Raw genomic sequence first — 22463 nt, 5'->3', positions numbered from 1 at the left:
TGTTCATGGCAGCGAAGGGATGGTCATCCCTTGAGGCGTCATCGCCGTTTCACCTGACAAGGAGAGATGCACGATGAAGCCACGACATGCAGGGGCTGCGCGCACCGTGATGAAAGTGGCACCGGACGGAATACCCACACTGCAGCTGCTGGACGGAGTCGGCAAGGCCAAGAGTGAACTGGCGTCCAAGGGCCTGTTTGAAATCTCGTCTGAGCATCTACTTCCTTCACCGTCATCACCAGCCCTTCGGCTGTTGAAAGGCGCCTCCCGCCTTCGCGGGGATGACGGGCAAAAAATGACGCCTTTCGAGACTCTCAACAAGAGTTCAAACAGATTCGAAGCACTAGCCTTGCCGTTCCCGTGAACCAGGTGCGCTCCCCGTGGTCGATCCTTGGCCAGGGGGAGTGAAGCATGACGCGCAGCTCAGCATGGAAGGCCAAGTGGAAGGCGTCGGCGCAGCGTTCGCTTATCTACGCCGTGCTCGTGCTTTTCCATGGTGCGCTGTTGCTCTGTCTGCTTCGGCCGCCTGCGCCTCTCGATGACCCGCATGTGTTGATGGCATCAACGCGAACGGACGCGTTGCTGGTGCAATGGACGAGGACCGAAGATCAATCACACAGGGCGGATGTCGTGGCGCCATCCATCACCAGGCCTCACACGATCGTCGCGAACAGGGTCGTCACGCGTCACTCCGTGGTCTCGCCACATCCCATCGAACGTGACGCACCAGCCGTCGTTGCCGGACCTTCAGTGCTTGCGGAACCAGCGCCCGTTGCGGCGCCCGACACACAAAGTGCAGGGGATTACGTATCCGGTGGCGCGCTCTTGCGACACGATCAGAACCCTGGCGTTGCGGCGAATCTCCCGGGCTCCGACCGCCCGATGGTGCATGGCATCCAGCTGGCCGATCCGGCGACGCAAGGCATCAAGCCCGTGGTGAACTGGATGCAGCGCCATTTCGGTGTGCCAGACAAGCACTGCATCGACGTGGACGCGTGGCGAATGATGACGCCGCAGCAATTGCTCGATCGGCACATGTCGCCCGATGACGTGGAGAAGGAAGCCCAACGTCATCGTTGCTTTCCCCGCGATGCATGACACTGGTCTGGCATCGCGGAAATGCAGGGCAGGCCGTCAGTGCGCGCCCAGCTTCATTGACAGCTCCACGTCTTCACCGAACGGGATGGACAGATAGCCGTTGGTGGCGGAACGCACGTAGGCCAGATAGTCGGGGCTGTAGTCGGCATTGTCGGCAATAACGAATGCACCGGGCTTCACGCGGCTTTCCACCAGCGCCAGGACTTCTGGGTAAAGCGCCTTGGCGCCGTCGAGCAGCAAGAGATCGATGTGCCCGGGCAGGTCGCGGCTCAGGGTTTGCAGGGCATCACCTTCGCGGATTTCCACCATGTCGATCACGCCGCCTTCCGTCAGGTTGGTGCGGGCGCGCGCGACTTTGGACGGCTCGAATTCGCTGGTGATGAGGCGACCGCCGCCGTTGTCGCGCAGCGCAGCGGCAAGGTGCAAGGTGGAGATGCCAAAGGACGTACCGAACTCCACGATGGAACGCGCGCCGGTGCTGCGGGCCAGCATGTAGAGCAGTTGCCCCGTCTCGCGTGACACGGCCAGCGGCAGTTCTTTCAATTGCGCGTAGAAATGGCGGTAGTCGGTTTTGCTGCGCATCAGGCGCGCGTGGTCTTGCTCGGACATTTCGCGCACGGCGGGAATGTCCATGGGTGAAAGCGCATCCGCTTCGCTGAAGAGGCGGCTTAGCAGCGGTGCGATGGGGAAAGAGGTAAGCGTGGTCATGCAGGTTCTCCGGTCTGTCGTGCGCCATCTGGCGTGCCGGATTAGAATGCGACGAATTCGTCATGTTTCCTATTCGCATTGGAGTGCACGCATGGCCACTCGCCGGAATGCCAGGATTTCCTCGAGAAAACAGCCACAACAGGCGCGATCGAACGAGCTTGTCGCCGCCGTGCTTGAAGCGGCTGCTCAGGTTTTGGCGAAGGAGGGCGCACAGCGCTTCACTACCGCACGGGTCGCGGAGAAGGCGGGTGTAAGCGTGGGTTCGCTGTACCAGTACTTTCCGAACAAGGCCGCGATTCTGTTTCGCCTGCAAAGCGACGAATGGCAGCAGACCACCGACCTGTTGCGCCGCATTCTGGAAGATGCAGGCAAACCGCCATTGGAACGGCTGCGCCGGCTGGTGCATGCGTTCGTGCGTTCCGAGTGCGAGGAAGCCGCGATGCGCGTGGCCCTGAACGACGCTGCGCCGCTGTATCGCGATGCGCCCGAGGCCCGGGCGGCAAGGGCTTCCGGGGAACGTACGGTTCTCACATTCATGCGCGAGGCACTGCCCAACGCCACCGATGCGACCCGTGCGCTTGCTGCCGATCTGGTCACCACCACGCTCAGCGCCGTCGGCAAGGATTTCTCTGAAAGCCCGCGTAGCGCTGCCGAGATCGCCACCTATGCAGATGCCATGGCTGATATGTTCTGCGCCTATCTCAGAAGCTTGCAGAAGGCAGCCCAGACGTCCCCGTGACCGGGTTGCGCGGGCAGACACTGGGCTTCCTGTAACGCTTGGCGGGCATCGTATTTTTCCGTCCGGGGTCACCGGCGCCGGCACCTTCCGGCAAACACGGAACCTTCGCTTTTGTTGACATACGTTTGACGTCCGGTCTGTCGACGCGAGCCACATCCGCCAGCACGTCAGCACCTTCCAGCGCGCCGGTTGGCGCACCGGGAGGGGACGCAGGCAGCAGTCCCGGGGCAAGCGCGGTGGTTTGCGACGGACCTGATGGTTGAGCTGCTGGTGAGTCCGTCATTTCCATGGAGAGTGCGCATGTCTAACGAATCAAAGTGCCCGTTTCCCCACGCTGCCGGTAGCGGTACGACCAACCGCGACTGGTGGCCCAAACAGTTGCGGCTGGACCTGCTGGCCCAGCACTCGAGCAAGTCCAACCCGCTGGACGAGGGGTTCAACTACGCCAAGGCCTTCAAGAGCCTGGATCTGGCGGCGGTGAAGAAAGACCTCACCGCGCTGATGACCGATTCAAAAGACTGGTGGCCGGCTGACTTTGGCCATTACGGCCCCCTGTTCATCCGCATGGCGTGGCATAGCGCCGGCACCTATCGCGTGGGCGACGGCCGTGGCGGCGGCGGGCGTGGGCAGCAACGCTTTGCGCCGCTGAACAGCTGGCCGGATAACGTCAGCCTGGACAAGGCGCGCCGCCTGCTGTGGCCGATCAAGCAGAAGTACGGCCAGAAGATTTCCTGGGCCGACCTGATGATCCTGACCGGCAACGTCGCGCTGGAAAGCATGGGCTTCAAGACCTTGGGCTTCGCCGGTGGCCGCGAGGACACCTGGGAACCCGACCAGGATGTCTACTGGGGCAATGAGAAAACCTGGCTGGGCGGCGACATCCGCTATGGCAAGGGCGTGCCGGGCGACGAGAAGGAAGGCGTGCTGGTGGCCGAGCCGGAATTGCCCGGCAGCGAAACCCGCCGCACCGATGGTGGCCGCAATCTGGATAACCCGCTGGCCGCGGTGCAGATGGGCCTGCGCTACGTGAACCCGGAAGGCCCGGACGGCAACCCCGACCCGGCCGCCGCGGCGCACGACATCCGCGACACCTTCGGCCGCATGGCCATGAACGACGAAGAGACCGTCGCGCTGATCGCCGGTGGCCACACCTTCGGCAAGACGCACGGCGCCGGTCCCGCGGGTAACGTCGGCCCCGCACCCGAAGGCGCGGATATCGAGCACATGGGCCTGGGCTGGGTCAGCACGTTCGGCTCGGGCAAGGGCGGCGATACCATCACCAGCGGCCTGGAAGTGACCTGGACCAGCACGCCCACCAAGTGGAGCAACAACTTCTTCTGGAACCTGTTCGGTTTCGAGTGGGAGCTGACCAAGAGCCCGGCCGGCGCGCATCAGTGGCAGCCGAAGAACGGTGCGGGCGCCGGCACGGTGCCGCATGCGCACGACAAGGACAAACGCATCGCGCCGTCCATGCTCACCACCGACATCGCGCTGCGCACGGACCCCGCCTACGAGAAGATCTCGCGGCGCTTCATGGAGAATCCCGATCAGTTTGCGGACGCGTTCGCCCGTGCCTGGTTCAAGCTCACCCATCGCGACATGGGTCCGCGCGCCCGCTACCTCGGTCCGGAAGTGCCGGCCGAGGAATTCGACTGGCAGGACCCCATTCCCGCCGTCGATCATCCGCTGGTGGACGACAAGGACGTGGCCGCGCTGAAGCAGAAACTGCAGTCGTCCGGGCTGTCGGTGGCGCAGCTGGTCGGCACGGCGTGGGCGTCGGCATCCACCTTCCGTGGTGGCGACAAGCGTGGCGGCGCCAATGGTGCACGCATTCGCCTGGAGCCGCAGAAGGACTGGAAGGTCAACCAGCCTGACGAACTGGCGAAGGTGTTGAAGGTGCTCGAAGGCATCCGCGACGAATTCAACAAGGGCGGCAAGAAGATCTCGCTGGCGGACCTGATCGTGCTGGGCGGCAACGCCGGTGTGGAACAGGCCGCGAAGAGTGCCGGCCACAACGTCACCGTGCCGTTCTCGCCGGGTCGCACGGATGCCTCGCAGGAGCAGACCGATGTGCACTCCGTCGGCATGCTCGAACCGCTGGCCGATGGCTTCCGCAACTACCTCAAGCAGGACTTCAATGTGCCTGCCGAGGTGTTGCTGGTGGACAAGGCCCAGCAGCTCACGCTGACCGCACCGGAGATGACCGCGCTCATCGGCGGCCTGCGCGTGCTCAACGTGCATGCCGGCAAGGATGCCCATGGCGTATTCACCGACAAGCCGGAAACGCTGAGCAACGACTTCTTCCGCGCCGTGCTCGACATGGATACGGAATGGAAGCCCACCTCGCGTCACCTGTTCGAAGGCAGCGACCGCAAGACCGGCAAGAAAAAGTGGACCGGCACGCGCGTCGACCTGATCTTCGGCGCGCACGCGCAGCTGCGTGCGTTGAGTGAAGTCTATGCAAGCACCGACGGCCAGGAGAAATTCGTCCGCGATTTCGTGGATGCCTGGACCAAGGTGATGAACCTGGATCGCTACGATCTGGCGTGATGTGCTTCGTGGCCCCGTTCGACCAGACGTCGACGGGGCCACGCGCCTGGCTGTCGCGCATCGCATGCCTCGCGCAGAGGGCGGGTATGCATCGAAGCGGCAGCTTTGGGCAGCGTGCTCAACCTTTGGCGAGCGCTGCCGACTAAACCCATGTCATTCTTGGCGCGTCGTTCAGCTGCGCGTCGTGGTTTTGCACGCGACATTCACGGGCCGGGGCATTCGCTTGGCTTTATCGCTCCAGTCATGTGTTCCATGACTGACGGGATCGGGCCTTGTCGCAACGGGGCCTGTTGAAGGCTGGCAGCGATTCGTCCTGACAAGACAGGGGAAGTGCGTCCATCGGACGGATTGGCATGTTCCATCGGGAGACGGGGTCGGTCGAGTGCTAAAGGCGTTGTCGGCATGCCTGCTGGCTACATGTTTCGCATGCGTCGCTTATGCGGCACCGGCCACCCTGCGCGTCGTCAGCGACGACAACTATCCGCCTTATCTGTTTCTGGGTCCCGACCATCAGCCACGCGGTTACCTGGTGGACGAATGGAAACTGTGGGAGCAGAAAACAGGCATCCATGTCCAGTTGGTGGCAACGGATTGGGCGGATGCACAGCGCATGCTGCTCGACGGCAAAGCAGATGTGATCGAGATGATCTTCCGCACGCCCGAACGCGAAGCGCTCTACGATTTCACCGTGCCGTATGCCCGCGTCACCGTGGGACTCTATGCCGACTCATCCATCTCGGGCATCGACAGCGTGGATGCGCTGCACGGCTTCGAGGTGGGCGTGGAGCGGGGCGATGCCTGCATTGAACACTTGCGCCAGCACGGCATCACCGCCGTGCGGGCCTATCGCGGCTACACGGACATGATTGCCGCGGTGGATCGGCGCGACGTGCGCATCCTGTGCATGGACGACTACCCGGCCAATTACTACCTGTACAAATTTGGCGAGGGTGATCGGTTCCATCGTGCGTTCGAGATGTATGCCGGGGAATTCCATCGCGGTGTACGCAAGGGGGATCTCGGCACCGTGGCACTGGTCGATAACGGCATGAAGCTCATCACCGATGAAGAGCGCGATGCCTTGCAACGCAAATGGATGGGCCGTCCGGTGAGTTTCACGCCTTACGCCCAGATCTTTGCCTATGCCCTGGCAGCGGTGGTGCTGGTGGGCCTGGCGTTGACGGTGTGGGTATTCACGCTGCGACGGGCGGTGGATCGCCGCACGAAAGACCTGGGTTTTCTTGCCTACCACGATGCGCTGACACGCCTGCCGAATCGATTCCTGCTGGTGGATCGCATCGACCACGCCTTGCGTCACGGCGAAGGCCTCAAGGTAGTCGTGTTCCTCATCGGCCTGGACTACTTCAAGCGCGTGAACGAAAGCTTCGGTCACGCGGTGGGCGACCGGTTGATCGTGGAGATGGCTCATCGCCTGTCCGGTATGGAGCAGGTCACCAATGTGGCGCGCATCAGCGGTGACGCGTTCGCGATGACCATGCAGGGCGCGCTGGAAACCGCAGCCATCACCACCACGGCGGAACGCATCCTGCGCACGGTCGCCAAGGGGTTTGCCTGGGAAGGTCGCACCATTTTTGTCACGGCCAGCGTCGGCATCAGCATTCATCCCGACGACGGCAACGACGGCGCGTCGCTGCTCAAGCATGCGGATGCCGCACTCGGTTTTGCCAAGCGCGAAGGACGTGGCAGATTCCGCTTCTACAACGCCTCGCTCACGCAAAAGGCGCAAGGCTTGCTCGAACTTGGCGAAGGGTTGCGGCGCGCGCTGCAACACAACGATTTCGTGCTGCTCTACCAACCGCAGGTGGATCTGCGCACGGGCAGGGTGGTTGGCGTGGAGGCGCTGTTGCGCTGGCAGAGCGAGGAATTCGGGCTGGTGACGCCCGAGCGCTTCATTCCCTATGCGGAAGAAACAGGCCTTATCGAGCCCATCGGGCATTGGGTGCTGCTGGAAGCCTGCCATCGCCTGGCGCACTGGCGCCGGCAAGGACTGCCCGAATTACGCATGGCGGTGAATCTGTCGCCCAAGCAATTCAGCAACCTGGGCCTGGTGGAACACATTACCGATGCGCTGGGTTCGTCCGGTGTGCCGGCGCGCCTGATCGAACTGGAGATCACCGAAGGCAGCCTGCTCGAATACGGCCCCATGGTGGCCGACATGCTTTCGCAGTTGCGGTCACTGGGGCTGAGTTTCGCCATCGACGATTTCGGCACGGGTTATTCGTCGCTCGCGTACCTGCATCGCTTTCCGATCCAGGTGCTGAAGATCGACCGCTCGTTCCTGGGCGGCGTGCCTGATGATGCCGATGCCGTGGCATTGATCTCCACCATCATTGCCCTTGCGCGCGACATGCACATGCGTGTGCTGGCGGAGGGCGTGGAGAACGCCGCGCAATGGAACTTCCTGCGCGACATGGGTTGCGATGGCGCGCAGGGCTGGTTCATCGGCAGGCCGATGACATCGGATGAGTTCGAGCAATGGCTGGCCGGCACGCCGGTATTTCCGGCGGCCGGCGTATCGCCTTAGACCGTGGCGGCAGCAGCGTCGATCACGCGTACCAGGTCTTCGCGACCAAACGGTTTGGGCAGGCGAAGCACCGTCTTTGCCGTGCCTTCGGGAAGCTCCGCATAGCCCGATGCCAGGATGATGGGCAGGGTGGGCCAGCGCGCCTTCACTTCCGCGGCGAGCTGTGCGCCATTCATGCCGGGCATGGCGTAGTCGGTGATCAGCAGGTCGAAATAGGGCTTCTGCGCCAGTTCTTCCAGCGCGTCGCGTCCCGAGTTCACTTCCACCGTCAGATGACCCAGGTCGTTGAGCACGGCCGACATGGTCATGGCGATGAGCGGGTCGTCATCCACCACAAGAATGGTGAGCGCCCCCGATGACGTCGCCGCCGACGGTAGCTCATCGACTGGTACTGTTTCGGCCACTTCCATGGTCGAAACGGGCAACCATAGTTCCGCCGTGGTGCCCAGGCCCACTTCGCTGCGCAGTTGCAGGCGGCCGCCGGTCTGTTCGGCCAGCCCATGCACCATCGACAGGCCAAGGCCGGTGCCCTTGCCGATGCCCTTGGTGGTGAAGAACGGCTCCATCGCGCGGCTCAGCGTTTCCGCATCCATGCCCTGGCCATCGTCCGTCACCGTGAGGCACACATAGGCGCCAGGTGGCAGTCCGGTGCGGTGATTGAGGTCGATGGTTTCATCCTTGGCCGCGATGATGATGTGGCCACCTTCGGGCATGGCATCGCGCGCATTCATCACCAGGTTGAGCAGCGCCAGTTCCAGCTGGTTGCCATCCACCAGCGTGGGCTGGAGCGACAGGGGAAACACGGTGTCGACGGTAACGGTGGGGCCCGCCGAACGTTGCAGCAGCGTGGTGATGCCCTGCACCAGCGCCTTCACGTCGACCGAGGTGGGACGAAGCTCCTGCTTTCGCGCGAAGGCCAGCATGCGCCTGGTCAGCGCCGCACCGCGTTGCGCGCCGGCCAGCGCATTGCCGAGCAGGTTGAGCGCTTGCGGGTCGTGGGTCAGGCGCGCCTCGAGCAGCTCCAGGCTGCCGATGACGGCCATCAGCAGGTTGTTGAAATCATGTGCCACGCCGCCGGTAAGCTGGCCCACGGCTTCGAGTTTCTGCGACTGGAACAGCGCTTCACGCGCTTCGCTGAGTGCCATGTCCGCGTCGCGACGCGCGGTGATGTCGCGCGTTACCTTGGCAAAGCCCACGTGCTTGCCGTTGTCGTCGTTGATGCGGTCGATGATGGCGTGCGCCCAGAACGAGGTGCCGTCCTTGCGCACGCGCCAGCCTTCGGCTTCGAAGCGTCCCACGTCGGCTGCAATGCCCAGCGCGCGGCCCGGTTCGCCCTTGGCGCGGTCTTCCAGCGTGTAGAACGTCGACAGGTGCTTGCCCAGGATTTCGTCGCGCGTATAACCCTTGATGCGCTGCGCGCCGGTATTCCAGCTGGTGATGCAGCCGTTGGTATCCAGCATGTAGATGGCGCAATCGCCCACGCCCTGCAACAACAGCCGGAACTGTTCCTCGCTGCGGCGAAGCCGATCTTCCGCTTCCTTGCGTTCGGTAAGGTCGCGGGTCACCGAGGCATAGCCGATGGCGACACCGTCGGCCGTCTTCACCAGGTCGAGCACCACGTTGGCCCAGTAGCGCGTGCCGTCCTTGCGCTGCCGCCAGCCTTCGGTTTCCCAGCGCCCTTCGGAGCGCACCTTGGCCAGGGCCAGGTCCGGCTCGCCCCGTTGGCGTTCGTCGTCGTTGTAGAACAGGCTGAAATGGTGTCCCAGCACCTCGCGCGCGGTGTAGCCCGTGCTTCGCTCGGAACCCACGTTCCAGCTGGCGATGTTGCCGTCCAGATCGAGCAGGTAAATGGCGTAGTCGACGACGGAGTCGACCAGCAGTTCGTACTTGTTGTGCCCGATGTCCACGCGCAGTCCCCACGGCCGGCTACGGCCTGAGCTCGTATTGTCCGTCGAGGAAACGTGTAGAGCGTGTCAAAAATGCAAACACCTTGACGAACTCGTCGGTTGAGGCGCTGCGTTTCATCGCTCCTCGCACGGGGAGCTGTGCCAGGTACCGCGACGTGGACCCTTTCGCGACATGCATGACCCCCAGCCGACCGACGTAAAACACGCGGTGGCCAAGCACGCGACGCTCTCGCGTTTTCGACACGTCATCCACGAAATCGGTCGCACTGTCAGTCCACCGCGCGGCACGGCCGCCGATGCATGCAGGAGATCGACCATGAGCGACGACCTGGAAAACCTGTCCAGCAACGCGGAGCCAGCCGCCAGCCAACGAGGCGGTATCGGCTACGTGCTGCTCTGGATACTGGGCGTTCCGTTGCCCGTGCTGATCCTTATCGCGCTTGTGCGCGGCTGCGCCTGATCGAAGGAGCGTCGACATGGCTACTACTGTCTATAGCAGTGCCCTTGGCGAAGAAACGTTCGCACGCATGCGCTGGAGCGCTGTGTTTGCCGGCTGGTTCGTGGCCACCGGCATTGCCATTTTGCTTTATGGCGCGGGCATCGCGCTGGGCTTCAGTGCGTTCGATCCCCACAACGCACAGGCCGCCGCCAAGGGACTGGGTGTGGGCACCATCATCTGGATGGTGCTGGTCTGGGCCGCCTCGCTGTTTATAGGCGGCTTGTTTTCAAGTTGGTTCGATGGTCGCGCTGACGACACCATGGGCAGCCTGCATGGCATTACCGTGTGGGGCCTTGCCATCACGGCGAGCGCATTGTGGCTTGCGATCACCATTGGCCAGATGAGCCATGAGCACGAGCGTCAACGCGATGGCGGCACGCCCTCCGGCATGTCCATGGAAGCCGTGCACAACGAACCCTTGGCCGTACTGCGCACGGATGTGCATCGCACCTTGACCACGCAGCGCGACACGCGCGGTGATTCCCATGCGGACAAGGACGCCGAGCAGGCCTTGATCGGCGCCCTGCTGGCGGGTCACGTGGATACGGCGCGCGCCATCCTGATTGCGCAAACGGAAATGTCCTCCGATGCAGCGACGGCGCGCGTCACCACGTGGTTGCCGGTAGTGAACGCGGCGAGCGACACCATGCGTGCCGATGCGGACCACATCAAGCAATACGCCGCAGCCGGCATGTGGGCGCTGTTCCTCAGCGGGCTGGTGGGCCTGATTGCGGCTGCGCTGGGTGGCTGGATGGGCTCGCGCCATATCCATCGCATCTATCACCTGCGTCGCTACGAAGGTCGTCCGTTCCGCGGGTGAGGGTTGAGGGCTATCCGGCGCACGGTGCGCCGGGCAGCAAGGCAGCAAGGCAGCGGTGAATGAGCGTACGGTCATCATGACCTGTGCCGTCCATATCTCCTTCACCGTTTGTTCCCCTCACCGTCATTCCCGCGAAGGCGGGAATCCAGCGCCTTTGATTTAGCGAGCGAAAGGCACTGGATCCCCGCCTTCGCGGGGATGACGAGCAAGGGAGCGGTTACGCTGAAAGGGCAGAGGGCCACGACACCCGCCTGCACCAGAGCCCCGTTCCCTCAAAAGTTGTACCGCACATCAATACCAATCGTGCGCGGCGCCACGGTATAAGCCTCGCCAAACGGCGCGTAGTACGTCTGCAGGCCCGTCGATACAAAGGCCAGCTTGTTGAACATGTTCTTGACGTACAGGTACGCGCCCCAGCGATTGCCGCCATCTTCCAGGCCAATACGACCGTCCACCATGGTGTAGTTGCCCATGACCGTGCGCGCCGGGTCGGTGGGGCGGAAGGTGGAGTACGACGTTCCCACGTAGTTGGCATCGATGCGGGCCATGCCGCCCAGGCTGTCGCCCATGGGCCAGCGGTAATCCATGGCCAGTGCACCGGTGTACTTGGGCGTGTACGGCACGCGATCACCGGTCTGGCCAAGCACGCCTTGTTCCTCGTAGGTGTTGCTGATCTGGTTCTGCGTCAGCACCGCATCAATGACGTTGAAGTTGGCGGTGATGTCCATGCCGTGGATCGGGCGGTACAGCACTTCCGCCTCCAGTCCGCGCATGCGTGCCGCACCGGCGTTCGTGATGAACTGCGAGGTGCCATCCAGAGTGATCGCACTCACCTGCATGTTGTGCCAGTTGATCTGGTACACGTCGGCGGTGACATACAGCTTGCGGTCAAACCAGTTGGACTTGATGCCCAGTTCGTAATTCCACAGCCAGTCCGGCTTGTACGTGGTCAGGTTCACCGGCAGGTTGATCAGCTGATTGGCGCCGCCGGGTCGCATGCCATCCGCGGCCAGCGCATACACCATCACGTTGGGCGCGAGGTTGTAGGACACGTTGAGCTTCTTCAGCCAGCCGCTCTTGCCCGCGCTCACCGTGGTGGGAGGAATCAGTCCGCCGCCGATCAGCGGGAAGTTGAAGTTGAGGTCGGTGTAGCCGGTAACGTCCTTGGTGTAGTCGTAGTAGCGCAGGCCGCCGGTGATATTGAGATCCTGCGTGACATGCCAGGTGGCCTCGCCATATGCCGCTTTCTGTTGCAGGTCATCGGAAATATGGCGACGGAAGAAGATCTCCGACGGCGACAGCGGGCCGCCCGTGGCGGCGTCTGCATACGTGTATTCGCTGAAGAGCCCGCTCTTGCGCTGGTCTTCGTACAGGCCTGCCGTCCAGTCGAGCGTGTCATTGCTCTTGGAGCTCAGGCGAAGTTCGTTCGACCAGTCGGTGGTGTGGCCGGGGTAGTACAGGTACGACGGAATGTACTGGTCGGCGTTGTAGTAACGGCTCAGCCCCATCGCGTTCACCAGGTACTTGGCGTACTGGAACAGCGGCGTCGAGTCCTGGTTGTAGAAGCTCTTGCGATCCTGGTACGAGGTGACCGCCGTCAGCGTGGCCCAGTCCAGATCCCAGTTGAGCGTGAGGTTGGAAATCTTGGTGTGGTCGCGAAACGGCACCAGCGTCGACATTTCCGAGCCGTACTTCGACGGCAGGTCCACGGGGTACAGCGGCTGCAAGGCCCAGCGTTCGGGGTAGGGCGTCCAGAAATTCGGTTCGGCGTTGGTGGCATGCGTGGAAAAGCTTGCGTCAACCGTCACCTTGTCCGTGGGCTGGTAGCGAAGCATCAGGCGGCCGCCGCCTTCGTGCTGTTCGCCTACGTGCGTCTTGTCCAGCACCACGTTGTCGATATAGCCGCCCGTGTCCTGCTTGTCGGCCACCACGCGCAGCGCGAGCTTGTCCTGGATCAGCGGCAAATTGAACATGGCATTCGTCTGCCACGACGGGCTACCGCCCTTGGTCACGGCATAGCCCGCTTCCACCGAACCGTCCACCTGATCAAGCTCCGGCTTGTTGCTGATGATGCGGATGGCGCCGCCCATGGAGCTGGCGCCGTACAACGTGCCTTGCGGTCCGCGCAGCACTTCCACGCGATCGACGTCGAACAGGTGCAATTCCGGTTGATGGCCGCCGGCATCGCTGGTGGTTCCCACGGAACCGGCCACGGGCGTTTCGTCGTAGTAGATGCCTGTGGTGGGCTCACCCGCTGCGTAGATGCCGCGAATGGAGATGCGCGTCTGTCCTGCGCCGGCATCCTGCACGCTGACGCCGGGCGTGAGCTTCACCAGATCGTTGATGGTCGTGGCGCCGGTATCCGCGACCACTTCGGCAGGAACAGCGGTGATGGCGATGGGCGTCTTGTCGATGGCCGTGGCGTGCTTGGTCGCGGTCACCGTGATCGCACCCAGCGACTTGGCGTCGTCCTGTGATGCGGCCTTGGCCTTGGGTGCCTGCGTGCTTTCCTGCGGGGCAGATGCGTCCTGCGCGTGCAGCACGCCGACGAGCATGCCGCTCGCGATCATGCAGGCGAGCCACAGGGGATGCCGCGACAGTCCGTAGCCGCGATGCTTAGCCAGGTCGACCATGGTGTTCTCTCCTCATGCGATGACGGCGGTTGTCGGCGTGCGTTGTGCCGACCGCGTTTTGGTCAAACGTTGCCCGCGCGGCACACGAATGCGCACCGCTACGGTTTCTGGATGGATAGGCAGGAAGGCACCGTCGCGCCTGTGCACGACGGCGCGGCGCTACCCGGCGGCGTTGCGCATGAACTGCGCGGCGAACTGCACGCAGTTCAGGTAGTCGCTCACCGAAACCCCTTCGTTGATGCCGTGGAAGCGCTCGATGGTGACGGGCGTGAAGTGGTACGGCACAAAGCGCAGTTGTTCGGTGGATACCGGCACATAGTGCGAGGCGTCCGTTGCACCGGTCACCAGGTACGGCACCACCGGCACGCCGGGCGCGACCTGCTGGATGGTCCTGCGCACCAGCGCCAGGCCTTCGCCATCGAGCGGCGAGGTGGGGCTGGGCTCGTTCTGTTCTTCGCCGGGCGTGATATCCACGCGTGGATCGGCCACGACCTTGCGCACATGTTCGAGCACGCTGGCTACCGTGTCGCCCGGCAGGATGCGGAAATTCACCGTGGCGTTGGCAACCGTGGGCAGCACGTTGTCCTTGATGCCCGCGCTGAACGTGGTTTCAGCCGTGGTGGTCCGCATCATGGCGTTGCCCGCCGGTGTCTTCGACAACTGATCGATCAACACCGAACCGAGCAACCAGCGGTTGCGCACCGCCATGCGGGCCGGGAACGGCAACAACGGCGCCAGCGTATCGAGCATGGCGGCGGTGGTGGGTTCCAGGTGGCCCGGCGACTGGTTGGCTTCCAGCCGAACCATGGCCTGGCTGAGAATGCCGATGGCGGACTGCGGCAGCGGCTGCGACGAGTGGCCGCCGTTAGCCTGCACCGACAGCCTGACCGACATGTAGCCCTTTTCCGCAATGCCCACCATGGCGAGGTCGCCCGCCACGCCCGGCATCAATCCGTTGGTGTAGGCGCCACCTTCATCGAGCACGAATTGCGCGTGCACGCCGCGCTCCTTCAGCAGGTCCACGATGGCGACCGCGCCTTGCGCGCCGCCGCGCTCTTCGTCGCTGCCGAAGGCGAAATAGATTGTGCGTCGCGGTTGAAAGCCCTGCTTCAACAACTGCTCGGCGGCTTCGAGCGTGGAAACCAGGCTGGCCTTGTCGTCCAGCGCGCCACGGCCCCACACCACGCCATCGGCCACCGCACCGGACCAGGGATCGCGCGTCCAACGATCGCGCGTGTTGCTGTCCACCGGCACCGTATCCTGATGGGCCATCAGGATGATGGGCGCAACCGTCGATTCCTTGCCTTTCCAGGTGAACAGCAGCGCGCCATGGCCCACTTGTTCCACCTGCAGTGTGGCGTGGACCTGCGGAAACTGCTGGCTCAGATAGCTGTGCAGTGCATCCAGATCCATCGTGGATGGCGGCGCATCGCCCATCGACACCGTGGACAGCCGAACCGCACCGGCAAACCGTTCCACCGCCGCGGCTTCATCAAACGTGAGCGGTACATAGCCGCCCACCGCGGCGTCCACGACCGGCTTCGGTGTTGCCCATGTGCGGCCGAGCACGACGACGGCTAGAACCGCGACAGCCGCCAACAGGCCGCCGCCTCCCACTTTCAACCACTTGTTCATGCAGCCAACCCCTCCCCAGGGTGCCCGTACCGGACGATCGGCGCGGGCGATTTCTCTTCACGCCGAACTTACGGAGCGGGCGCGGGGGCGTGCAACGTGGAAACCTGAGCACTTGGCGGTGCAGGATCGCGTTGGCGGCAAAAAAGGTGGGAGAAAATGCTTCCTGGCAGCGAATAAAGCCGCGCTTTTCGCTGATTCGGCGGCCGGAGCCAAATCTGAGCACCTGCGTCATGATGCTTACGCTTTGCGGCGGCGCGATTCCAGAAAGTTGACGATCAACTCGACCAGCGAATCCTCGAACTCCGGCAGCAGCAACATGTGCTCGTCGCGTTCCAGCGCGGCGCGCACCACGCCCGCCACCGCCTGGGTAAGCACGAAGGCGTCGATGGCGCCCAGGTGCACGTCCGCCTGTTCGCCGTCGGCGACCTGGCCGGCAACGAGCATGTCGGCAAAAATCTTCAGCGGGCGATCCATGTCGCGATGCTGTTTGCTGCGCCACTGAAGATCGAAAAGAATTTTCCGCGCGCGTTGGCGCCCATCGAACGCGCGCAGCTCGTTCTGCACAACGATGCGCGCCCGCTCACGCAACGACAGCCCGGCGGCACCGCTTTCCTTCGCACGCGCGGTGAGTGTCTTGGTGGAGCGGGCCAGTCGGCGGTCGCGCTCGTGCCGCGCCAACGCATCCAGCACGTCCTGCTTGTTGCCAAAGTACTGGTAAATCGTCCCTACGCTGAAGCCCGATGCTTCGGCCAACCGGTTGGTGCTGAACCCGCGTAGCCCCCGCTTTTCCAGCAACTGGATCGCCGCCTCCAGGATCAGCTCGCGCGTTTTCCGCGCACGAGCCTGCGCGGGTACGCGTCGCGTGGCTGGCGTTTTGGAGGGAGCGTCGGTCATGTGGGCCGGGTCCGTGGCGCGCGTTGACCCATTATGGCTCTCCACGACTGCCTCTGCCGAAATGCCGACTTGCGCATCGTGCCGACGAACGGCAAGTTCCGTGCGGCGACGTGCTGGCGCGCATGCGGGAGGCGCCTCAAGACTATCGCGCATCTGCCGATATGCCGCTACGCCGTCGTATGCCCGGATGCCAGCCATCGTGTCCGGGTCGGGAACATTTCAACCAAAGGATGATTTTCAATGCGGGTAGTTACTCTCTCGGACCACACCGGCGACAAGCTGCGCGAAGCGCGAAATCAGCGCGAGGCGGACCATGCGCGCCGCGTCCACATGTACGAAGACGCCGTACGGACATTCGAGAACACACGCGCGGAAAAGCGCGCCAAGGTGGCAGTGGAATGGAAGGCGGGTCGCTACGGTCGTGCGCTGGCAGCCAGCATCGCCGTGGTCGCCAATCTGTTTGATCGTCGTCCGGTCAGCCCGACCATGGCCAGCGCCAGTGATCAGGAGCGTGTGTGGGAAGCGGGCAACGAGGGCGAGGTCGCCGTGCTTGATGCATTAAAGCACCAGCTGGGCGATGACTGGACCGTCGTAGCCGGTTACCACAACCGCAAGGGTGAGGCAGACCTTTTGCTGGTAGGCGATCTGGGCGTGCTTGGCATCGAAGTGAAAGCGGTCAACGGCAAGGTCCATGTCGATGGCGAACGCTGGACGCGTGACAAATACGATAAGTACGGCAATGTGGTGCAGACCAGCGTCCCCATTACCGACAAGCGCGGTCGCAGCCCCGCCCAGCAAATTGGTGAAGTGTGCGGATCGCTCGCGCAATACCTGGAGCAACGCGGGAAGTCGTGCACCATCCTCACCGCGGTCATCCTGGTCCATCCTCGCGCAAGCGTTGGCAGTGTGCATAACCTGCGAGCCAACTTCCTGGGCCGGATCGAGGATCTCGATGTCAGAAACCTGTTCGTTCGTGCGCGTGCGCAACCGGTTCATGGGACGACGCTCGTGCAGGCCATTGGCGCAGATCACGCCTACCATCAGAAGCGCCGCACGCAGGCACGGGATACGCGGCCCACGGCATCTGCCTGAGCGCGATCAGTAACGACCCTGTCGCCTTGGCTTGGCTTCGCCCGCATGAGCCAGAGCTCATGTAAAGCCGTTTGCACCGTCGAGGAAAGCGACGCTTTTGTCGACATGTCCAGCTTGAAGAATTAGGGGGCTATTATGTTTTCGCTGTTTGACTTCATCGTTCGATACCCGTGGCTGGTGGACGCCATCGAGTACACGGCCGCGGCGCTCGCCGTATTTGTCGTTGCCTCTTTCGTGTTAGTCGTTCGTCGCGTAAGGCGCATGAATCGGGAATATTTTGAACAAGCGCAGGCGTTGAGGATGCGGCCTTCGTCGGCGAATCATGACGATGAACTGCATGCCGGTCCGCAATTCGGGCAATGGCAACCCGGCATGCATGGGCATGACTCGTTCCACACCGGACCGGCGGTCAACATCAACGGCATGCCGATGATTCCTGGCACGTCGATTGACGTCACTGGCAAGCCGTACGGTTTCGACTGAGAGACGAGCAACCGCCAAGGTCGTCAACGACCTTGGCGGATACCCTGCAGGCAAGTCTTCGGCGCCAACTCAGCCAAAACTCGGTCCACGTTTCCACAGCTCCGACCACGGGCCACGCGCCGGGCCGCAGACGAAAATATCGGGGTGATCGCGGCTTTCCTCGTTGTCCACGCCGAGGTCGTTGCTCACGTGGCCTGCGACGCGGCAATCGGTGAGCAGACGGTCGATGCCCTCACGCGAGTTGCCGAGCACGATCAGCGTGGTGGGCACGGGGTCGGGATAGCCGCGCAGCCATCCGGAATTGACCGTGGTGATGGGCATGGGCAGGTGATAGCGCGGTCCCATCAACGCAATGGAACCATATTCGCCATAGTTGCCGACCGCGATGCCCAGGTGCGCCTGTTGCTCGGGAGACAACGTATCGCGAATGGCTGCCACCTGTGCCACCAATTGTTCCCAGCCAATTTCTTCGCGCAGGTCCCCGTTGTTCTTGAGCGCGTAATCGCGCAACGGGCCACTGCTGGCCATGGGGACAATGCGCAGCGCCGCGAAGGCACCCACGGCCACCACGCCGATGAAACCCAGTGTCGTCAGGCTCACCCGCAACGTGCGCGAGCGTGCGTGCAACCAGCGTTCGCTCACCACCGAACCCATGGCTATCACCATGGGATACACACCACATACGTAGTAGAAACGACCCTTCGCCAGAAGAAACAGCAACACGGGAATCAGGTACATCCAGCCCAGCATGCGATAGCTCGGTCGGCGGAAGAAGGCGACAAGTCCCGCCAGCCACACCGGCGTCGCGACAAGGTTGGCGTTGAGCAGGAACTGGTTGCTGAGAAAACCTTCCGCGCGTCCCTGCCTGACGTCACGCGCATGGATGCCCTGCAGGAAGTGGTAGGAAACGAAATCGTGCCTGACAAGCCATAGCAGGTTGGGCACGAATACCAGCAGCGCGATCACGCCTCCCATCCAGAACCAGCGGCTGCGCACGTATCGCCGTGCATCGGTCAGCAGCACGCCACCCAGTACGCCCACCAGATAGAACGCGATGGAATATTTGGTCTGAAGGCCAAGACCCGCCAGCACGCCAATGGCCAGCCACCAACGGGGCTCTTCATCACGCAGCAGGCGAACCGTGCACCACGCGATGAGCACCCACCACATCAAGTCGAACGAGGAGTACTGGAACTCCGTCGCCTCGAACATGGGCAACGGCGAAAGCGCAACGGCCACCGCCGTGAATACCTGAGCCAGCCGGCCGCCGCCCAGATCGCGAGCCATCACGCCGCTGACAAAAATCACCAGCACCTGTGCCAGTACGGAGAACGTGCGCAATCCCACCAGCGACAGCCCGAACAAACCCAGGCCGACATGTTCCAGGGCAGCCGTCAGCGGTGGATAGGGAACGAAACCCCAATCCATCTGCTGCGCATCGCTGAGGAATTGCCACTCGTCCCGATGGAAACCGTACTGCCCGTTGGTGAGCATATGCAGCACGCCAAAGAGCAGGGCGATGGCGCCAAGCACCATCAGGTCGCCTCGTGCAGGCTGGGACTCCGTTAACTCCGATCGTGGGACAGCTGCATGGGGCACGGTCATGTGGCTTCCTTGTGGCGAGCTGGGCGGTGTCGATTGACCGGATTACGATAACCAATAGAGACGGTCGGCCCAAATAGTGCCTTCAAAACCGTTCCGAGATGGAGTCGAAGTGAATGGATCAAGGAAGCCGAATCATGAAAGTGGATCACGCGGGCGAGTTTGGCGCCATTTGCATTTACACCGGCCAGATATGGATGGCCCGCTTTCGAGCGCCCGGACTGATCCTGGAACTCATGGAGTTTCGATCGCATGAGCGTCGCCATCGCGCCATTTTTGGTGCGGAACTCGAACGTCGGGGACAACGGCGATGCAGAAGCTATTTCCTGTGCGGAGCTGGTGGCCTCCTGCTCGGCTTGATCACCGGCTTGCTGGGGCGATCAGCTATAGCCGCAACGACGGTGGCAGTGGAGAGTGTAGTGCTCAGTCATTTGGAGCAGCAGCTGGAATGCTTGCGAGACGTTGATCCTGAAGCTGCCAGCGCTATCTCGGCCATCGTGCAGGAAGAAAAGGAGCATCACGATCGGTCAGCCGCGCACGTTGTAGCCACGAATTTCTGGTACCGCACGCTACGCCCTGTCGTCGCTGCGGGTACTGAAAGCGTGATTTGGCTCGGTATGCGACTTTGATTTGCCCTTCGAGGTCTCACAGCCGTATGTGCGGTCATCCTCAATAGGACCCGTCAATCCTCGTGACTACCTATCCGCTCCACGATCCGCCGCAAATGCCCCAGGTCTGTCTTCGATAGAAGCTGAAACGCCGCCGGTGCATCGTCGCGCACCGAGCGGTGTATCTGCTGGACAAGCTTCTGGCCTGCGGGCGTAAGCGATACCAGTTTCGCGCGGCGGTTGTCCGGATGCGGCTGGCGTTCGACCAGGCCGCGGTCTTCCAGGTCGTTCACGGCGACGGTGGTGGCAGGTGCGTCGTTGCCCGTCATGTCGGCGAGTTGCTTCAGGGTCTTCGGTTCATCCGATAGCCGCCGGAGTATGCGAACGCGGCTGAAGGGCAGGCCCGAAACTTCGCTGACTTTTCGACGCCATTCGCCGCGGGTTTCCCACACCAGCGCAACCAACGCTTGCCAGATGTCGTTGGCTTCGTTGTCACCGTTGCCGTGCCTGGTCATGCCGTGGCTCCCGCAGGTGCTTCTTCCAGCAGATGGGCGGCGTGACGCGTGGTGTCGCGCGCCCACGGTGTGTTGGATAGCCACGCCAGCAGCAGCACCGCTGCGCCACCGCCGGTTACCAGCCACCAGAATGGATGTGAGGCTTCGGCAAATCCATCGTGAACGTGCGATCCCAGTATGGTGCCCGCGAGGGCGACGCCCAGCGATGCGCCAATCTGTCGGCTGGTGGAAGCCACCGCCGCCGCGAGACCTGCCTGTGCCTTCGGCATGCCGGACACCGCCGTGTTGGTAATGGGCGCGTTCACCATGCCAAAACCCACGCCGAAGATCACGTAGGTAATTAACAGATAGATCATCGGCGTGGTTGCCGTGAGTTGGGTCATCATCAGGGCGCTGACCACCGTGGCCGTGCCGGAAACCAACAGCGAAGGCAGTGTGCCGTGCGTGCCCACCAGGCGCCCGGAAAGCGGCGAGCAGAGCATGGTGGCCACGGCGAGCGGCAATGTGCACAAGCCGGTATGGAACGCCGAGAATCCGCGTACCTCCTGAAGGTAGAGCGCGTTGAGAAACAGAAAGCCGGAGAACGCCGAGAAGCTGCAGATGGCGATCAACGTGGCGCTGCTGAAAGGCGCGCTGCGAAAAAACCGGACGTCGATCAGTGGTTCATGGCGACGCGGTTCGTAAACGAGCAGGGCGATCAGCGCGAGTAGCGCAACAGCAAACAGGCCGATGATGACCATTGACGCCCAGCCCTCGCGCGGGCCCTCAATGACCGCATACGTCACCGTGGCCAGCACGGCGAATACCAGCAATTGTCCTACTGGGTCCACGCGGCGCGGATGAGGCGCCTTGGACTCGGGGATGTAACGCGCGGCCAACACCCTCGCGGCCAGGCCAATCGGCAGGTTGACCCAGAAAAGGGAACGCCAGCCGAAACTTTCCGTCAGCGCGCCACCAATGACCGGTCCCAGCGCCATCGCCACGCCAGCCACCGCACCCCACACGCCAATGGCTCGCGCTCGCGCCTTGGGTTCGTGAAACGTGTTCGCAATGATCGACATGGCCACCGGGTTGAGCATGGTGGCGCCCAACGCCTGCAGCACTCGAAATGCCACCAATCCCTGGGTATTCGGCGCCACGCTGCACAGCAGCGAGCCCAGCACGAACAGCGCCATGCCGGTTTGAAACACGCGGCGACGCCCGAAGCGATCGGCCATGGAGCCCGCCAGCATCAGCAGGCTGGCCACCACCATGGTGTACGCATCGATGACCCATTGCAGACCGGAAATGGAGGCGTGCAGATCCTGCCGGATGGAGGGCAGGGCAACGTTCACGATGGTGATATCCATCGCGACCATCAGCAGGCTCAGGCAGCAGATGCCGAGAATCAGGTTGGGGTGGGTCGTGGGGCGACCGGGATTGATAGTTGTATTCATGCAACTATTGTTGAATTACAACCATGTCGTGTCAATAGACCGGGCGAACGAGCAGTGGCGTTCACCTCGTCGCAAGTTCTTTCTCAGTGAACCGCGCCGGACTGCGGCATGAATGGTCGCTACAACCTCCACCACGCTCTCACACGCTCGTGACTTGACGAAAGTGAGTGTTGCCCCGCGATGTCACCGTGGTGTCGGTAGGCGACACGCACGACTCGCCAAGCAGGCATCTCAATCGAGGAGACACTCCATGAAGAAGACACTGGTTATGGCGATGGCCGCCGCTTTGGCTATCTCGAGCGCGGCGATGGCACAGGATCACGACCATCCTCCCGGCGATCAGCCGCATCAGGACAATGCCGTGATGCACGAGCGCGGTGCCAAGGAGGGTTGGTACAAGAAGGGCGGCACGGTGCCGCACGAGTATCGCGACAACCGCTACGTGGTAACGGATTGGCAGGCGGAGCATCTGCGTGAGCCGCCCCGTGGCTACCACTGGGTTCGCAGCGACAACGGCGATTTCCTGCTGGTGGCCATCACCACCGGCGTCATCACCGACATGATGCTGAGCCACTAAACGTTTCCGCTTGATGATGTCCGGACCTGGCCCGGCATCTCGTCAAGGATAAAGTGAAGCCACGTCAGGGCTGCCTTGGCCCGGTGGCGACCAGCGGCGCCTCCACCCTCGCGAGGGTGGAG

Annotated in this window: 19 protein-coding genes; 11 read left to right on the top strand and 8 right to left on the bottom strand. The window is 62.8% G+C overall.

Features of this window, described 5'->3' with window-relative positions:
* Positions 1–73: 73 nt before the first annotated feature.
* Together DK366_RS15475 and DK366_RS21280 are read left to right on the top strand one after the other, a co-directional pair.
* Positions 74–364 carry a hypothetical protein gene (locus tag DK366_RS15475; RefSeq protein WP_109126461.1) on the top strand — a complete coding sequence of 97 codons (291 nt, stop codon included), beginning with the start codon at positions 74–76 and terminating at the stop codon, positions 362–364.
* A gap of 461 nt (positions 365–825) precedes the next feature.
* Entirely contained in the window at positions 826–1098 is a 273-nt protein-coding gene (locus tag DK366_RS21280) for a hypothetical protein (RefSeq protein ID WP_157956576.1), read from the top strand.
* A 36-nt stretch (positions 1099–1134) separates the two neighbouring features.
* Here the strand turns inward: DK366_RS21280 and DK366_RS15465 are convergent, their stop codons facing one another.
* Positions 1135–1806, bottom strand: coding sequence for an O-methyltransferase (locus DK366_RS15465; RefSeq protein WP_109126459.1), 672 nt, complete (start codon positions 1804–1806; stop codon positions 1135–1137).
* 91 nt (positions 1807–1897) lie between these two features.
* Here DK366_RS15465 and DK366_RS15460 point away from each other — a divergent pair, with 91 nt between their 5' ends.
* From DK366_RS15460 to DK366_RS15450, 3 genes are all read left to right on the top strand, one after another.
* On the top strand, positions 1898–2545 hold the full coding sequence (locus DK366_RS15460; RefSeq protein ID WP_109126458.1) for a TetR family transcriptional regulator: 648 nt from the start codon (positions 1898–1900) through the stop codon (positions 2543–2545).
* Positions 2546–2845: 300 nt separating this feature from the next.
* Positions 2846–5095 (top strand): catalase/peroxidase HPI, encoded by a 2250-nt coding sequence (gene katG / locus DK366_RS15455; protein WP_109126457.1) that lies wholly within the window; start codon positions 2846–2848, stop codon positions 5093–5095.
* Positions 5096–5477: 382 nt separating this feature from the next.
* Positions 5478–7640, top strand: a complete 2163-nt coding sequence (locus DK366_RS15450) for an EAL domain-containing protein (RefSeq protein ID WP_232821071.1) — start codon at positions 5478–5480, stop codon at positions 7638–7640.
* Here DK366_RS15450 and DK366_RS15445 read toward each other — a convergent pair.
* Positions 7637–9547, bottom strand: coding sequence for a PAS domain-containing sensor histidine kinase (locus DK366_RS15445; RefSeq protein WP_198651586.1), 1911 nt, complete (start codon positions 9545–9547; stop codon positions 7637–7639). The two genes, DK366_RS15450 and DK366_RS15445, sit on opposite strands and share 4 nt — an antisense overlap.
* A 316-nt stretch (positions 9548–9863) precedes the next feature.
* Between DK366_RS15445 and DK366_RS21435 the strand changes: the two genes are divergently transcribed.
* Positions 9864–10007 carry a hypothetical protein gene (locus DK366_RS21435; protein ID WP_198651585.1) on the top strand — a complete coding sequence of 48 codons (144 nt, stop codon included), beginning with the start codon at positions 9864–9866 and terminating at the stop codon, positions 10005–10007.
* Between the two features lie 16 nt (positions 10008–10023).
* Positions 10024–10866 carry a hypothetical protein gene (locus DK366_RS15440; protein WP_109126456.1) on the top strand — a complete coding sequence of 281 codons (843 nt, stop codon included), beginning with the start codon at positions 10024–10026 and terminating at the stop codon, positions 10864–10866.
* Between the two features lie 272 nt (positions 10867–11138).
* On the opposite strand, the gene DK366_RS15435 is transcribed toward DK366_RS15440, so the two are convergent.
* The 3 genes from DK366_RS15435 to DK366_RS15425 all read right to left on the bottom strand — a co-directional run bounded on the left by DK366_RS15435 (position 11139) and on the right by DK366_RS15425 (position 16028).
* On the bottom strand, positions 11139–13499 hold the full coding sequence (locus DK366_RS15435; RefSeq protein ID WP_109126455.1) for a TonB-dependent receptor: 2361 nt from the start codon (positions 13497–13499) through the stop codon (positions 11139–11141).
* Positions 13500–13658: 159 nt separating this feature from the next.
* Positions 13659–15134, bottom strand: coding sequence for a M20 family peptidase (locus DK366_RS15430; protein ID WP_109126454.1), 1476 nt, complete (start codon positions 15132–15134; stop codon positions 13659–13661).
* A gap of 237 nt (positions 15135–15371) precedes the next feature.
* Positions 15372–16028: a TetR/AcrR family transcriptional regulator gene (locus DK366_RS15425; RefSeq protein WP_157956575.1), complete on the bottom strand. Its 657-nt coding sequence runs from the start codon at positions 16026–16028 to the stop codon at positions 15372–15374.
* A 240-nt stretch (positions 16029–16268) separates the two neighbouring features.
* Between DK366_RS15425 and DK366_RS15420 the strand changes: the two genes are divergently transcribed.
* Positions 16269–17120 (top strand): NERD domain-containing protein, encoded by an 852-nt coding sequence (locus DK366_RS15420; protein ID WP_109126452.1) that lies wholly within the window; start codon positions 16269–16271, stop codon positions 17118–17120.
* Positions 17121–17255: 135 nt separating this feature from the next.
* On the top strand, positions 17256–17603 hold the full coding sequence (locus tag DK366_RS15415; protein ID WP_109126451.1) for a hypothetical protein: 348 nt from the start codon (positions 17256–17258) through the stop codon (positions 17601–17603).
* 69 nt (positions 17604–17672) lie between these two features.
* On the opposite strand, the gene DK366_RS15410 is transcribed toward DK366_RS15415, so the two are convergent.
* On the bottom strand, positions 17673–19208 hold the full coding sequence (locus DK366_RS15410; RefSeq protein WP_109126450.1) for a glycosyltransferase family 39 protein: 1536 nt from the start codon (positions 19206–19208) through the stop codon (positions 17673–17675).
* 134 nt (positions 19209–19342) lie between these two features.
* Here DK366_RS15410 and DK366_RS15405 point away from each other — a divergent pair, with 134 nt between their 5' ends.
* Entirely contained in the window at positions 19343–19834 is a 492-nt protein-coding gene (locus DK366_RS15405; RefSeq protein WP_198651584.1) for a demethoxyubiquinone hydroxylase family protein, read from the top strand.
* A 53-nt stretch (positions 19835–19887) separates the two neighbouring features.
* Here the strand turns inward: DK366_RS15405 and DK366_RS15400 are convergent, their stop codons facing one another.
* Both DK366_RS15400 and DK366_RS15395 read right to left on the bottom strand, forming a co-directional pair.
* A complete protein-coding gene (locus tag DK366_RS15400) occupies positions 19888–20328 on the bottom strand; it encodes a MarR family transcriptional regulator (protein WP_109126448.1) in 441 nt (146 codons plus the stop codon).
* A complete protein-coding gene (locus DK366_RS15395; RefSeq protein ID WP_109126447.1) occupies positions 20325–21764 on the bottom strand; it encodes an MFS transporter in 1440 nt (479 codons plus the stop codon). The genes DK366_RS15400 and DK366_RS15395 overlap by 4 nt, the downstream gene beginning before the upstream one ends.
* Positions 21765–22014: 250 nt before the next feature.
* Here DK366_RS15395 and DK366_RS15390 point away from each other — a divergent pair, with 250 nt between their 5' ends.
* Positions 22015–22341: an RcnB family protein gene (locus DK366_RS15390; protein WP_232821070.1), complete on the top strand. Its 327-nt coding sequence runs from the start codon at positions 22015–22017 to the stop codon at positions 22339–22341.
* Positions 22342–22463 lie beyond the last annotated feature (122 nt).

The organism is Dyella sp. C11 (genome assembly GCF_003121485.1).
Taxonomy (GTDB): Bacteria; Pseudomonadota; Gammaproteobacteria; order Xanthomonadales; family Rhodanobacteraceae; genus Dyella.
Note: the sequence above shows the minus strand (reverse complement) of the source record. Positions and strands in the feature narration are given on the sequence as shown.